The organism is Bifidobacterium sp. ESL0800, from assembly GCF_029395355.1.
In the GTDB taxonomy this organism is placed as follows: Bacteria; Actinomycetota; Actinomycetes; order Actinomycetales; family Bifidobacteriaceae; genus Bifidobacterium.
Window position 1 is genome coordinate 164,406 of record NZ_CP113913.1, and the last position, 14,232, is coordinate 178,637.

The 14,232-nt window shown below is 56.9% G+C and carries 9 protein-coding genes; 6 read left to right on the top strand and 3 right to left on the bottom strand.

The window, feature by feature from the left end:
- Positions 1 to 141 precede the first annotated feature (141 nt).
- Positions 142 to 1,383, bottom strand: a complete 1,242-nt coding sequence (locus tag OZX75_RS00750) for a choice-of-anchor L domain-containing protein (protein ID WP_277146339.1) — start codon at positions 1,381 to 1,383, stop codon at positions 142 to 144.
- A 388-nt stretch (positions 1,384 to 1,771) separates the two neighbouring features.
- Here OZX75_RS00750 and OZX75_RS00755 point away from each other — a divergent pair, with 388 nt between their 5' ends.
- The 6 genes from OZX75_RS00755 to OZX75_RS00780 all read left to right on the top strand — a co-directional run bounded on the left by OZX75_RS00755 (position 1,772) and on the right by OZX75_RS00780 (position 12,184).
- Entirely contained in the window at positions 1,772 to 4,978 is a 3,207-nt protein-coding gene (locus OZX75_RS00755) for a BspA family leucine-rich repeat surface protein (protein ID WP_277146340.1), read from the top strand.
- Between the two features lie 142 nt (positions 4,979 to 5,120).
- Positions 5,121 to 6,860 (top strand): isopeptide-forming domain-containing fimbrial protein, encoded by a 1,740-nt coding sequence (locus OZX75_RS00760; RefSeq protein ID WP_277146341.1) that lies wholly within the window; start codon positions 5,121 to 5,123, stop codon positions 6,858 to 6,860.
- A 105-nt stretch (positions 6,861 to 6,965) separates the two neighbouring features.
- Positions 6,966 to 8,246, top strand: a complete 1,281-nt coding sequence (locus OZX75_RS00765) for a SpaA isopeptide-forming pilin-related protein (protein WP_277146342.1) — start codon at positions 6,966 to 6,968, stop codon at positions 8,244 to 8,246.
- 3 nt (positions 8,247 to 8,249) lie between these two features.
- Positions 8,250 to 10,289, top strand: a complete 2,040-nt coding sequence (locus tag OZX75_RS00770) for an isopeptide-forming domain-containing fimbrial protein (protein ID WP_277146343.1) — start codon at positions 8,250 to 8,252, stop codon at positions 10,287 to 10,289.
- A gap of 194 nt (positions 10,290 to 10,483) precedes the next feature.
- The gene (locus OZX75_RS00775; RefSeq protein WP_277146344.1) at positions 10,484 to 11,527 is read left to right on the top strand and encodes a class C sortase; all 1,044 of its coding nucleotides are present in this window, start codon (positions 10,484 to 10,486) and stop codon (positions 11,525 to 11,527) included.
- Between the two features lie 504 nt (positions 11,528 to 12,031).
- Positions 12,032 to 12,184: a hypothetical protein gene (locus OZX75_RS00780; protein WP_277146345.1), complete on the top strand. Its 153-nt coding sequence runs from the start codon at positions 12,032 to 12,034 to the stop codon at positions 12,182 to 12,184.
- 88 nt (positions 12,185 to 12,272) lie between these two features.
- Here OZX75_RS00780 and OZX75_RS00785 read toward each other — a convergent pair whose 3' ends face one another.
- Complete coding sequence (locus OZX75_RS00785; RefSeq protein WP_277146346.1) at positions 12,273 to 13,718, bottom strand: leucine-rich repeat domain-containing protein; 1,446 nt, start codon at positions 13,716 to 13,718, stop codon at positions 12,273 to 12,275.
- 265 nt (positions 13,719 to 13,983) lie between these two features.
- Positions 13,984 to 14,163, bottom strand: coding sequence for a hypothetical protein (locus tag OZX75_RS00790; RefSeq protein ID WP_277146348.1), 180 nt, complete (start codon positions 14,161 to 14,163; stop codon positions 13,984 to 13,986).
- Positions 14,164 to 14,232: the final 69 nt, after the last annotated feature.

Genomic DNA, 14,232 nt, shown 5'->3' on the forward strand with positions numbered 1-14,232 from the left:
CTGTTAAGAGACAGGCCAAAAATGTGTAGCTGGCGGTACCGGCCTTCGGCTCGAGCCGTAGACTTGCCGCAACTTCAGCCGTAGACTTGCCGCAACTTCAGCCGTAGACTTGCCGCAACTCGAGCCGAAGGGGGAAGGCGCTCAACTGTTGCGGCGCTTGCCTAACAGCATTCCGCAAGCGGCCGTCAGCAGAAGAGACATCAGACCAACCACGGGAAGTACCGTCGCTCCTGTTTCCGCAAGTGTAGGCTTGGGCTGGGTGCTCGCGGGGGTTGTAACGGCCGAATAGACATAGGTCACTTCCTGCGTTTGATTGACAAAGGTCCCATGCTCATTGCCCTGCACGCGCTGGAACGTGTATCCGTTGAAGCTCTTTTTCTCGCTTGTATATGGGTCGCCGATATTGCCGGTAAGAGCCACGTCGTCTGACAGATGCTTGCCTGTGGTGTCTACATAATGAACGTTCACGGTACCCAGGGATTTCATGCTGTTCTTCTGAATCGCGACAAATGAATTGAGCACTTGGTCTCCTGCATCGGCAATCACGATTTTGATGTGGTTTGTTTGGTCCTTGGTGACCGGGGCGTTTACCGGCATCACCTTGGTAAGCCCGCCGAAACCGGTTCCTGGAAGGGAATTTATTGTGTAATCGGAATTATCGACGAAATATTCGCTGTTCTTGTCGGCGTTGACGTTATTGATGCTTACGGGGTCATTCGATCCGGGAATCAGCGCAACGTTCTTGCCGTTGACCAGGAAAGCGAAGGTGTCGTTATAGTCGCTTCCTACAAATTTCGGATATTCCTCTGATCCGAATACATAGTTGAACGACAGCGTGGAGCCTTTGGGCACGAAATCGAATTCCAATGAAATCGCGTCATGGGTCTTTGGGCCGCCAAGTATGGCATCCAAGTCGGGGTCGCCGTCAGCATTGAGCGACGACTCCATATTGTCGGTCAGGTTGCCGGTGGAGAAGAGGATGCCGTTGTCGATTCCCAACGTTGTCTGTCCATGAGCAAAGGTTCCGGCCGCTTCGGGGGAGCCGGTCAGCTTTACATTTGAAACCGAGAGGGAATCGTCGGCAAGCAAAACCTTCAGCAACGCATTGGCGTCTGCCTTTGTCACGCTTACGTCAGAATCGGTGTCGTCTTGGGCATTGGCGTGCTGGGGTGCTTGCCGCGTTAGCGAATGCTGTGACGGATCCGCGGCGACTTGTGCGTTTGCCGTGGATACCGTTGCCGATGGGGAGGCTGGCGTAGCCGGTTCAACGGCCTGGGCTCCGGTCGGGGCAAGCATGAACGTGGCCAGGATGGCCGCTGTCGCGCTTGTTATGCCTTGTAAAGTCCGTTTTCCGAAGCGGCCTTTGTGTTGTTTTGCTGCCATTGCCAATCTTCCTCTCTGAAATGCCGTTGATTTCCTAAGTAGTGATAAACATTACTTTCGGTAACAAGTATAGGCAGTACCTGGTATTTTGTGGAGTCAAGGCCGAAGCGCTCAACCGGCTTGATCCTGGGTCGCTTTTCTTGTTTCCGACGGTTTCTAGGTCGTCCTTTTTTACTGGATGAAATTTTTATTTGGTGGTTGAAATTCACCGTTGAATAGACGCACTTCACATGGCATTTTCGACCGCTTAGCAGTAACTCCACTTTTATCTAGCCAAATTGCGTAATACTTATATATAGATGGCGTAGCTATGTCCGTTGGGTCCCACGACAATTCAACGGCTGTGGCGAGGTCACAAGGCAAGTGAAGGAAGGAAGACGCAGAGGTAATGGGAAAGCGGCAAAGAACACTCGTCGGCGCGGTTGTTGCGTTGGCGTTCTTTGTTTGCCCGATTATCGTGTCGGCCAATGGCGAGGAAACCGTTCAAAATTCGAGTATCTCGAATATTTCCGAAACCAATCAGTCAACCCAGCTTGACGGCACCGGTACGAAAATTGGGCAAGGTTCAGCGCTTGAGGGGCAGAAAAGCCCTGTCGGCGCGACTTCCCAGCAATCTGCGCAACCTGGCATTTCACAATTGCCGTCTTCCGACAAACCGAGTTCGCAAGCGACTGATACTTCTTCTGCTTCCACAGTGTCAGCGCAGGGCGACGGGGCGAGTTGCGGAGATTCCGGCAATTGGGGCGGTTCGTCCGGTCAGGCTTACTGGTCTTCTTCACGCAATGGGGCCGATTGCGTAGTTACGATTGGCCCGGGTTCGATCGATGGTTCCGCTGGTGCTCCTTGGTCGATAAACAATCCATTGCATAATGAGGTCTCCGCCATCCATTTCGCAAACACCACAGGCGTTGTCCGTCTCAGCGGCAACATTGCCGGAATGTTTTCCTCAATGACGAAGTTGAAGGAAGTCCGGATCAGTAATCAAGCCAATTTTGACGTGCGCAACGCCGGTGGTGATTTCTCGCAGTTGTTCGCCGATTGCCCGAATCTTCAAAACATCGATCTTGCGGTGTGGAAATCGGCCCATCCTCAAAAAATGACGATGATGTTCCATGGCGACACCTCGCTGACCAATCTTGACCTTTCCGGCTGGAACACGTCGGAGGCCACGGACATGTCTGCCATGTTCCAAGGCGATGGCGCCCTGCAAACCGTCAATGTCGCCGGTTGGGACGTCTCCCAGGTCGCCGATATGTCCGATATGTTCAACGGCGACAGTGCCCTGACTTCAATAGCCGGCATGGACGCTTGGCACGCCGCGAAGCTCACCGGCATGGCCCGTATGTTCTGCGGCGACGGTGCGCTGACGCACCTGAATCTTTCCGGCTTCAACACCTCGCTTGTCAAAGACATGTCGAAGCTCTTCTACCTTTGCAGGAACCTCAAGACCGTCGACGGCTTGGCCAATTGGGACACCGGCCAGGTGGAGCTGATGCCGTCCATGTTCTCCATGGTCGAGCAGGTGCCCAACCTCCCGCTTCCGGGCAACCCCGCTTACGCGCAGCAGGTAGGCCCCTCGGACCTTTCGGGTGTCGCCCATTGGAACGTAAGCAAGGTCCGCGGCTTCAGCCGGATGTTCATGGGCCTGAACTCGGTCTCTGCCCTCGATCTTTCCGCGTGGAAGACGTCTTCGGCGGTTTCCATGCAGGCGATGTTCGCCGGTTGCTCCACGCTCAACGAGGTCAAGGGCCTCGGCGGCACCAAGTGGAACACGGCCCACGTCAACGATATGTCATACATGTTCTATCTCGATGAGGCCCTCACGCATCTGGGCGATCTTTCGCGTTGGAGCACCGGCAACGTGCAGAACATGGAAGGCATGTTCCGTTACGACGAAGCCCTTTCGGACGTTCGCGGCATGAGCAAGTGGAAGACGGAGCGGGTCACCTCCATGGCCGCCATGTTCCAGCGCAACCGCGCCCGCACCGACCTCAAGGACGTTTCGATGTGGAAGACGCCTCACGTCACGCTGATGTGGGATATGTTCGGCGGCGACAGCAACCTCAAGTCCCTCGACGTCTCCGGTTGGGATACGTCCAAGGTCACCAGCATGACCTATATGTTCCAGGGCACGGGCATCACCTCGCTCGATCTTTCCAGCTGGGACACCACCCACGTACAGGCCACCAAGGATGCCGCCGCCTGCTCCAACGGCACGGTGAAGGCCGACGCCGGCACCTGCCGTGTGCTGCCCGAATACCTCAACGAACTTTCCGTCGGCCCCAAGACGAAGCTGACGCCCGAGTTCTTCAGCGGCGAGCCCATGAACACCAAGGGCTACACCGGCCGCTGGGCTCGTGACGACGACAGCTGGGCCAGCGACGAGGGCAGCGACGCCAACGAGCAGCTTGCCGAGCGTTGCCCTGGAACAGGCACTACCGGTCAGAAGCCCCAGACCTACCTTTGGCAGCAGACCGCGCAGATCAGCTTCGACGCCAACCTTCCGCTTAGCGATTCCAAACTTTCCGGCGGACTGCCGAGTGCGATCCAAGTGACGGGCGCCGAGGTCTCGAAGAAACCGCAGACGGTTCCGCAATCCTCGATGGCGACGCAAGGCTATAGCTTCACAGGTTGGAACACCGTCTGGAATGGCGGCAACGACCAGAACGGCAAGCCCGGCAAGGCCTATAAGGCCGGCGACAAGATCACGCTCGATCGCGGTGAAGTGGTCACGTTGTATGCACAATGGAAGTCCACCGGCGGCGCGGCAGGTTCCGAGCAGCCCGTTGACAACGAGCAGTACACCGTGCGCTATATGGCCAACGAGCCTGAAGGTCTCAAGGCCGGCGGCACCATGAACGACGACGTGTTCACCGCGAATGCGGCGGCTATGAGCGCCTACAAACGTGCGCTCGCCGATAACGCGTACACGGTTGCGGGCTATACGTTCCGCGGTTGGAGCCGTGTGCCGACTTCGAGCACTGCCTGGGCTCCGGGCGTCGAGCTCAACATGAAGCCCGGCATCAACATCATGTATGCCCAGTGGGTCAAGCAGGGGGCTGAGGTTTCCGGCAACGGCGAAGGCGCGGTTGCGGGCGCTGGCAACTCCAACGGCATCAACGTCATTATGCAGCCTGCCACCATATTGGCCGGCGCTCCTCAGTTCGGCGCGTCACCTACGGCGGTCGCCGGTCAGACGGTGCCTCTGGCTGCCGGCACAGGCAATACCGCCAACGGCAACGCGCTTGCAGGCGGTACGCTGCAAGACCATCGTGATTCCCTCGAGAAGACGCCTCAGGAAGACCAGCACAGCGTGCCTAAGTGCGTGGAACGGTCTACCGGAAGGGTCCGCAACAGTGCCAACGGCATCAGCTACGTGACGGGAGTCTCCACGCTGCCTTATTGCGAAGGCGAAGACGAAAGCCAAGGGGCAACCCAGTCCAACACGGCGATTACCAAGACGTCAACGCTTCCGGCCTGGTCGTGGCTGGTCGTGCTGGTCGTGGCCGCGATAGCGATGGGTGCGATCGCGTTGCGTCAGCGCTTTGCTTCCCGTGCGGTGGCGACATCGCAGCACAGGAAGGGAGGCAAGTGATGAACGGACGTTCGCGTTGGTACGTCTCTGCCGACGGCAGTGTGGTACGGCCGTCCATCCGCGGCCCCGGCTAGTCGGGAGATGTGCAAAACGGATTTTGTAATTTGCAATGTTTGAAAATGTAAAAAGAAAAGGAATGACAATGAAACAAGGAAGAGTAACGAAGCTTATGGCTTCCCTCGTCGCTTGCGTGGCCGGCGTGGCCATGATGGGCTTCGGCGTCACCAGTGCCTCGGCAGCGGATCCCGATCCTGACGAAAAAGTGGATCTGACTATTACCGGTGATGCAACGACATTGGATGGTCATAAGTTCAATGCGGTGAAGCTTGCCGACTATATCAATCAGACCACGGATTCAGTCGGTATTCAGACTGTTGCTGATATGAAAGCTGCGATTAAGGCTGCTGCTGTAGCTAGCGGTACCTCACTCACTGATAATCAAGATGCCATGGCTACTTTGGTCGCCAAGTGGGGGCCTGACACCACCGACGAAACCGCTTCTCCGTATGCCGGCGTACGTCGTAATTTCGTCAACGAGCTGGTAAAGCAGAGTGACATTAAGACCGCTATCGCTGGGGCGACCACTCCCAACACCGCGACCTTTACTGCTGGTGGAGCAAGCTTCAGCATTCCCAATGGCATTTATCTCATTGAAGATGTCACTGGAGGCAAGGTTGAGGTTTCTATCCCGATTTTGGTTAGCACTAAGGGCTATATCGATCAGAGTGTTGGTACCGGCGAGATTGAGGCCAAGATTGAGCCCATCACGATCACGAAGAAGCGTGAGCATCCGACCTATGACGTTGGTGATTATGTCAAATACACCATTAAGAGCCAGGTTCCGGTGTACACGAATCTTACGAGCATGACGCTGGATGTCATCGATAACCTTGGTAAGGGACTTTCTTACGATCTTGCCTATGGCACCAAGCCGGTCGTTAAGATCGGTGGCACGACACTTACTGCCGCTGATTATGATTTGACCGTGGGAAAGGCCAATACCACTGGTGGTTGGGATACGGTTACCGGCAATGACAAGGTAGCCGGAGCTCAGATTACCTTCGGCCTCGGCAAGTATATCAAGAAGAAGATTGATTCTGATCCCAAGGACTACAGCTTGGCTGGTAAGGATATCGTCATCACCTTCTACGCGATGGTCAACAAGGACGCGCTGACGCTTGGTAACCCCGACGGGAATAGCGGCGTCGATGGGAACGGCATCATCAACAAGGCCAAGATTCAGTACACCAACGATGACCACATCGTTACCACCAACGCTCCGAACGTTTACATCTACACCGGAAGCTTCAGCGTTGAGAAGTACTCTGAGACCAACAAGGCTGAGAAGCTGACTGGTGCTAAGTTCAATATCTTCCGTGGGAAAGATGCTACCGGAAATACTCTGAAGTTCGTCGATGAAGGCGCTGACGCCAATGGTGTGCATCAGTATCGTACTGCTGAACCGGGCGAAACCACCACTGATCTTTTGGAGGCTCCGTTCAAAGTCAACGGTCTGAGTGATGACACCTATGCTATCAAGGAGAAGGAGGCTCCTAGCGGTTACAAGCTCCTTGATTTCCACTTCAATGCCATAATCACGCACACTACCCGCTCCAACGATCCGGATGGTGTAGGTCAGCCGACCAGTGACGTGGAGTACTCGTTCGGTGAGGACGACCAGTTCGGCCTCGCTGAGCAGGTCGGCAGCACGGCTGTATACAAGGTCTACAACATCCAGTCCTTCACGCAGCTGCCTGCTGCAGGTGCCGTCGGCATCCTGATGCGCGTGGCTCTGGGCGTGGTGTTGCTTGGCGTGGCCGGAGTGCTCTATATGAGCATGCGAAAGGGCAAGAACGCCCGCAAGGTTGTTCGCCGTCACTAAATGATGGTGTGTCGCTTGTGGGTTGTCTCGTTGGCCGGTTGGCCGGCAGAGCAGCCCACACGCGATGCATGCTGAGCAACATCCAGTAACAAGAAAGAACAAACAATGAGAATGAACGGATTGGCTAAGGCGTTGACCTCGCTGGCCGCATGTGTGGCCATGCTGGCCATGGGTGCTACCAGCGCGTCCGCGCTCGAGACGAGTCCATCTGCCGGAGTCGTCGACGCCAATCCGTTCATCTCCTCTTCCGATGTCGCTTCCGCCACGGGCCGTGTCGCCCCCGCCGCGGACACCACAGGCATCAAAACCACGCAAATCGTGGAAAACAACACGAACACCTACGACGTGGGCAGTCCGATCGTATTCACCGTCGGCAGCAAGGTACCGATCTACACCTTCGCCACCGACTTCACCCTCAAGGTCAACACCACACTCAGCAAGGGCCTGACCTACGACCCCGCCAAGGCGCACCCCACCGTCACCATCGGCGGCCAGGAGCTCAATAAGGCCTCGTCCGGCACCGGCTACCAGCTGACTGCCGACACGAGTTCGTCGGCCACGAAGCTCACCTTTGATTTTTCCTCATACGTCAACAGCAAGATAACCAACCTCGACTATTCATTGGGTACCGAGCCCATCAAGATCACGTACACGGCCTACCTCAACGCAAAGGCCTTCACCGGCAACGACGCCGATGCCACCACCAGCAAATCCGAGACCGAATACAACGACACCACGGGAGTCACCTGCAAAGACGTCAAACTCGAAGGCCCGACCGTCAAGCTTTACACCGGCGGCTTCACCGTCGACAAGATCTCGAAGACGACCGGTAAGGCGTTGCCCGGTGCCAAGTTCCAGATTCGTCGCAAGGATGCGGCGGATCCTCTGAAATTCGTGCGTTCCGGCGGCGAGGGGACTGCCAGCGCCGACTATATTCTTCCTGAAGCGTTCACCACGGCAACCACCACTGATACGTTGGTCGTGCCGCAGTCCGGCCAGATCGAGGTAGAAGGGCTGGCCGATGGCGTCTACACCGTCAAGGAGACCCACGCCCCGAACGGCTACATGCTGCCTACGGGCTTCTCCTTCAACGTCACACTCACTCACAACTTCGACGCCAGCAATGCGCTGACCGGCGTTTCCTACTCGCAGACCGGCGACCTGTACGGCCTGGTCAAGCAGAAGGAGAGCACCAACGGGTTCACCGTCTCCAACGTGCAGTCCTTCAAGGAACTGCCGGCCTCAGGCGCAGCGGGCATCCTGATGCGCGTGGTGATCGGCTTGGTGCTCCTCGCCATAGCGGCAATAGGCTACGCCCTCATGCACCGCAACAAGAAGCATTCGAAGCCCGGCAGATTCAAGGACACCGGATACGGGAGGCGATGACCCATGCGCAAACAGCATTTTCGAGTCGGCGCCTTAAGCGCACGGCACGCATTGAGTGCCGATGGTCACAGTTCGGACTTATACGAGTCACAGGAAAAGCAAGGACAGGCGATTTTGTCGGGGACAGGACACATGAAAAAGAAGCAATGGAAACGCGCTCTCGGCGCCCTAGTCTCATGCCTGGTGGCCGCCGCCACCCTCATGTCCGGCGCCGTCAGCGCCAACGCCAGCCAACCCGACGCCGAACAGACACCAACCCACGGACCACAACCATACGTCACACTCAAAATAAAAAATTTCAAAGATGGTTTAGCAGGTAACGACATTCAGGGGATCAAGCTTGCCGATTACACTAACCAGGACCGTGACAAGAATACATTGGATGCGACTACCGTTTCCAAGGTGCTTAATGGTCGTCCAATTTATGGTCATGTAATAACCTATCAGGAGCTCTGCGACGCCTCCGGCTACGGGGACGCCTGCTCCGCGAAGGACCCGATGCGCTGGCTCGTCAACAAATGGTCGGCGGAAGGGGACGCGGACGAGACGGCCGTGCCCTATGAGGGCCATGTTCGTGATTTTGTGAAGAATTCAGAAATTTTTCTTCCATATTTTAATGATAGTGATTGGCAGATTTGGGATGGAAGTGAACCTAGTCCTCCTTTCTGCACTGGGAGCTGTCGTAATCCGAAAGTAACGTATGACGAAGACTACAACCGGATTTATAGCGTTGACCTTCCCAACGGGATTTATCTGATTAGTATTGGTGGTCAAAGGGCCGTCGTCAGTACGGTCGGCGGTTATCTTGATGTATCTCGCTCTGATTTTCTGGGGACGAAGGAAATCGCAAGGAAAGGAAGCGGCAGGGGTTCGCGGATCACCAAGAAGGTTAAGGATAAAACGTACAACGTCGGCGATCCGGCCGAATACACGATCAACATCGTTATGCCCAAGGATCGCAGGTATGGTGATTATGGAGACTACCATTTTAAAGTTGTTGATAAATTCTCTGCGGGGCTTTCGTATGTGAAAGGTAAATTCGACGCGAAGGTCATATTGGATGGCGTGACCATTCCGGAAGCGACAGCGGCAACGCCTGCGGGCTATAAGTTGTATGTCTTCGACAAGACTTGTAGCACTAACGATGATGATTGCGACACAAAAGGTGGCCATGCGAATCTTGCCGATTCGTCCGATGAAGTTCCAGAAGCTCGGATATATTTCGACTTGTCGCCTTATATATACAGCAGATTCGGTATCGGAACCGATAAAGAGGAAATTTTAGGAAAATCCCTGAAGGTCGTCTACCATGCTGTCGTCAACAGCAACGCAGGCAAGGGGGATCCGGTCGACAACAACGCCAAAATGAGATATTACATTAATTCATGCGGCTGTGAAATAACGTGGGCGGGTGCATCTTATGATGTGGCGAATCGTGTCGGCATCTATAGCGGCGGCTTTTCTATACAACAAGTTTCTGAAGCCGGAGGTTACATTATGGAAGGCGCGAAGTTCAGCGTGTCCCATAAGGAGGATCCGGACCATCCGATACGATTCAACGAGGTCTCCAAAGGCAGCCTGACCGAGCCCTCGCAATATTGCGCAGCTTCGGCCTCCGAGACGAATTCGACCGACAGGATCACCGTCGGCGCCTCGGGCAAGATGAACGTCACCGGGCTGGCGGACGGCACCTATATCCTCAAGCAGCTCACTGCGGCCCATGGGTGGACCCTGGTATCCGGCTTCGAGTTCGAGATCACCATCCAGCACGACGACAACGGCGACGGCACGAAAAGCCAGACACAGTCAATCGGGAGCGATCCGTATGGGATGGCCAGCCTGGGCGGCGGGGCCGGAGACGGCAACGGCCGTGTGGTGAATGTGCGGTATATCGGGTCGTTGAGGGATGTGCCGGCGACGAGCCCGGTCGGCATGGGCGTGCGCGCGCTGCTGGGCGTGATGACGGTGCTGTGCGGCGCAGGTATCCTTGTGGGCGTTCGGAAGCTGAAGCGCAGGAGCGACATGAGCGGCCTTAACGTATGATGAAGTATGCCTGTTGTGGTGTGGCGACGGTCTGCGGTGTGCGGCCGTCGCCACATCGGCAATAGGGGAATCTGTTAGGGACGCTGCGCGATGAAGAAGAAACAGGACGAACCGCCTGAGGAGCGGTATGCGGGTTCGGTGTCCTATGTTGTCGCCGCATCGGCAGTAGGACAATCTGTTAGGGACGCTGCGCGATGAAGAAGAAACAGGACGAACCGCCTGAGGAGCGGTATGCCGGGCCGGTGTCCTTTAGCGCCGTCATCGCCGATGATGAAGGACTGGATCAGGGTGCCCGTGGCAACGATCTGGGAACCTTGATAAAGAAGCTGGTCCTCGTCCTGCTGCTCGTTGGCGGACTGGTGTCGATCGGCTATCCATTCGTGCTGCAAGGGGTCAACGCGTTCAGGCAGGCTTCGGAATCTCAGGACCTTGAGTGGCGGCTGGACCACGAGACCAGCGCCGAGGAGCTGCAGGACCTGGCCGCCGCCGACCAATACAATCAGGAACTCGCCAAGTCCGGCCAGTCAGTGATGGGTGACGTCGCCGATCCGTTCAGCAACGATGCCGACGGTAGCAACGCCGACGGCAGCGGCGGTGATGATGATAATGCCGACGACAACACCGTGGAGGCGAAAGACAAACGCTACCAAAGTCTGCTGAACGAAGGCGGTGGCGTGATGGGCATGGTGGTCGTGCCGAAGATCGCCGTCGACCTGTCGATCTACCACGGCACGTCCTCGGGCACGATGGACATCGGCGCCGGGCACATGTACGGTACCTCGTTGCCGGTGGGCGGCCCGTCGACGCACACGGTGCTCGTCTCGCACAACGGGCTGGCCAACGCCCTGATGTTCACGCGTCTCGACGAGATGAGGAAGGGCGACGCGTTCTTCATCCACGTGCCCGGCCGCAGGATGGGCTACCGTATCGACCGGATCGTGGTGATCAAGCCGACCGACACCAGCAGGCTCAAGGTCGAGGCGGGCGCGGACCGCGCCACGCTGATGACCTGCTACCCTTACGGCGTCAACGACCACCGCCTCCTGGTACAGGGCCACCGCGATCCCTCGCTCGACAAGCAGTACCCGAGCGATTTCGGCCGTCAAGTCATGGCCGCGATTATGGGCGCGGTGACGGCTCTGTCCGTCCTCATTATCGGTGTCTCCCTCCTAATCATCCTCAAATACCGCCACCCCAACGAGCCCCCAGCAGGCCACGCCCAAACGCAGGATAAGTAGACTAGCAACCCACCCAGTGCCAAGATGCCCATACACGGGCGCGCCGATAGGCGTATCCGCAAGCTATGGCTGTCAGCCCAAAGAGATATACCGCATCGATGCGTTGAGCTGCCGCTTGGAAGAAAACTCGTGCGGGCCGCCAGCCTAAGCCGGCGACCCGCACAAATCAATTACGAAATAAGGACGATGATAACCAAACGCCCTACGGCGAAAATCAACGGGTTAAAAGATTTAAAGACCCAGACCTTAGACCCGCAGTGGACGATTCCGCCGATACAACGAACATACCACAAACCCTCAAGGAATTGCAAGCACATCAAGGAACCTTGAATTTTCATGGATTTGCCCGTTTTAATTTGCAAATCCGTTTTGAATGTGAGACGTTGGTAATGCCGCACGCACATTGAAGGCAATTCCGATTGGACGTCGGGGGGCGGATAAACGTGCGGGCGACCGACCGGGACCATAAGGCCGGCTGAAATTACGAAATATTGGAGGCCAGAAATGGTTTCTCATAACGATAACAATCCCGGAAACTCCGGGCTCTGCCGGCTCGCGGCGGTTGTATTGCTTGCGATGGTGGCCAGGGTGGATCCCCTCTGGGAGGCTGCGATACTTGCGGGCTGCCTGCTGTTGGTGGTCTGGAAGTTGGAGTAGCGCCGGTACCGAGCCGCCCCTGACGGGGTAGCAAGGCGGGTCCGGCGGTGGAGCGATTTACCGCCGGATTGCACCTATATGATTACCCTTACTGCTTGTCGCGCTTCTTCTTTTCTGCGACGAGGTAGATGCCGAGCGCCAGCGCCACGATGGCGACTACCGTGACCACGGTGATGGTCGCGCCGGTTGTGACCAACGAATCATGCGGCTGGGCGGCCGGCTGCTGCGCCACAACGACCGGTTTCGGCTTCACCAGCGTCGGCTTCTTGTGGTCCGGCGTCTTCGGATTATCGAACGGCTGTGGCTCGGGATCAGGCGTCGGGTCCTTCGGCGTCGGCTTTTGCGGTGTCGTCGGCTTCGGGCGCTCCGGTTCCTGCGGCGTCTTCGGCGTGGTCACCGGGTCTTGCGCCTGGGTGTTCGGGCTCGGGTCGAGGCTGAACGTTTCAGGCGTGAACGGCAGTTTGCGGCCTACCGTGCCGCTATACGCGTTGCACCAGGTGTCGGCGAAACAGGGGAAATGCGTGGTTTCGAAGCCGACGGAGACATCGTTGACATATTCAAGTTCGAGATTGTTCCACGTCACCGTGCCGGTCGTGGGGTTGTAAGAGCCTGAGCTCGGCTGGATGCTGCCGGGCGTCGGCGCGAGGAAGGATCCGTCGGTGGTCTTGGGCACGTTGATGGTAACGGTGCTGGTCGATTCCGCCAAGCCGGTAGGACGCTGATTGGTGATGGTGAATTGCGTCAGCGGCAGATATTTGATCGGCTGCAGGTCGGTGACGCCGTTGCCCTCCACAGACGCGGGAAGCTCCGGGTCGTTCTGCAGGTACAGGTACGTGAGGTTCGTCAGGTTTTTCAAGGTCGAGATGTCGGAGACGTTGTTGTCAATCATGCTCAGGCGCATCAGCTGCGTCAGCCCGTGCAGAGGGGTGATGTCTTTGATGGCGTTGTTGTCGAGCGACAGGTAGATGAGGCTGGAAAGTTGCGAGAGATTCGGCAGGGGCTTGCTGCTGCTGTCGATGCCGTCGCCGTTGAGGCTCAAGTTGACCAGATTGCTCAGCCCTGCCACGGGCGTGAAGCTCGCGACATTCGGGCTGTTGTTGATGGTGAGGTCGATCAGGCTGGTCAGCCCGGCGATGGGGGAGATGTCGGTGAGCTGGCTGCTTGGAATGTGGAGGATCCTGAGGTTGGTCAGCAGGTCGATGCCTTCAAGGCTTGCGAGGTTATTGCTGTCCGGGTTGATGGAAATCTGTTTGACGTGCGAGGCGACGGTGGCGTCGAACTTGCTCGCGGTGGTGAGCGGATGCCCGCTGGTGCTCCCGGCCGCAGCCACGGTAGCAGCGAGTACCGGGTCGGGGAAGCATTGCGCGATGGTGCTGGTACCGGTGGCGCAGCCTCCACTCCGGGTGACGGGCTGCGCGGCCGAAGCCGTTGGGGTGACGCATTGTGCGGTGATGAGGATGGCACCCAACAGCGCGGCAAAGAAAATCGCGACGCTACGAACCAGCGTTCTACGTATCTTTGCCATATTCGTCATTGCCTAATCCTCGTTCTTTGTATTACAGCAAGCCCAGTTATACCGTCACAATTATAAGTCATACAATATAAGAATGAGCGAGCAAAAGCGCCAAGGTGCCAAAATCGCCGCTGACTGGTAGAAATCCGCTGTTAACCGGTAAAAATCGTCACGTTTTTGCTGCGGGTGACGTTGTATGCATAAGGAGTGAGTTCAGTTTCTGCGTGTGTCTTTGTGTGAATTGGCGGGCAGGCAGCATTCCGTGATACTTACCCGGCGATGGAATTCACTGAGACGCTTGTTGCCGGGCCAGCTTGGTGGCGGCGATACGGCCGTGTTCCCGCAGCTCGAGGGGGAGGCGCGCGTCGTCGAGCACCGTCCCCGAGCTTGCGGCCTGCCCGGTATCGGTGTCGTAGTCAAAAGCCAGCACCGGCCGCGTGCGGCACATCAGTAATCTACGTTCCATCGCCATTCACATTATTCTAGGCGCTTGGTTTGCGCAATTCCAGCATGGGCAGGAGATGACTGCCGGTTT

What these genes read in the sequence shown, in the direction of transcription:
- OZX75_RS00750 (WP_277146339.1), bottom strand. Translation starts at nt 1,383, where the DNA reads ATGGCAGCAAAACAACACAAAGGCCGCTTCGGAAAACGGACTTTACAA.
- OZX75_RS00755 (WP_277146340.1), top strand. Translation starts at nt 1,772, where the DNA reads ATGGGAAAGCGGCAAAGAACACTCGTCGGCGCGGTTGTTGCGTTGGCG.
- OZX75_RS00760 (WP_277146341.1), top strand. Translation starts at nt 5,121, where the DNA reads ATGAAACAAGGAAGAGTAACGAAGCTTATGGCTTCCCTCGTCGCTTGC.
- OZX75_RS00765 (WP_277146342.1), top strand. Translation starts at nt 6,966, where the DNA reads ATGAGAATGAACGGATTGGCTAAGGCGTTGACCTCGCTGGCCGCATGT.
- OZX75_RS00770 (WP_277146343.1), top strand. Translation starts at nt 8,250, where the DNA reads ATGCGCAAACAGCATTTTCGAGTCGGCGCCTTAAGCGCACGGCACGCA.
- OZX75_RS00775 (WP_277146344.1), top strand. Translation starts at nt 10,484, where the DNA reads ATGAAGAAGAAACAGGACGAACCGCCTGAGGAGCGGTATGCCGGGCCG.
- OZX75_RS00780 (WP_277146345.1), top strand. Translation starts at nt 12,032, where the DNA reads ATGGTTTCTCATAACGATAACAATCCCGGAAACTCCGGGCTCTGCCGG.
- OZX75_RS00785 (WP_277146346.1), bottom strand. Translation starts at nt 13,718, where the DNA reads ATGACGAATATGGCAAAGATACGTAGAACGCTGGTTCGTAGCGTCGCG.
- OZX75_RS00790 (WP_277146348.1), bottom strand. Translation starts at nt 14,163, where the DNA reads ATGGAACGTAGATTACTGATGTGCCGCACGCGGCCGGTGCTGGCTTTT.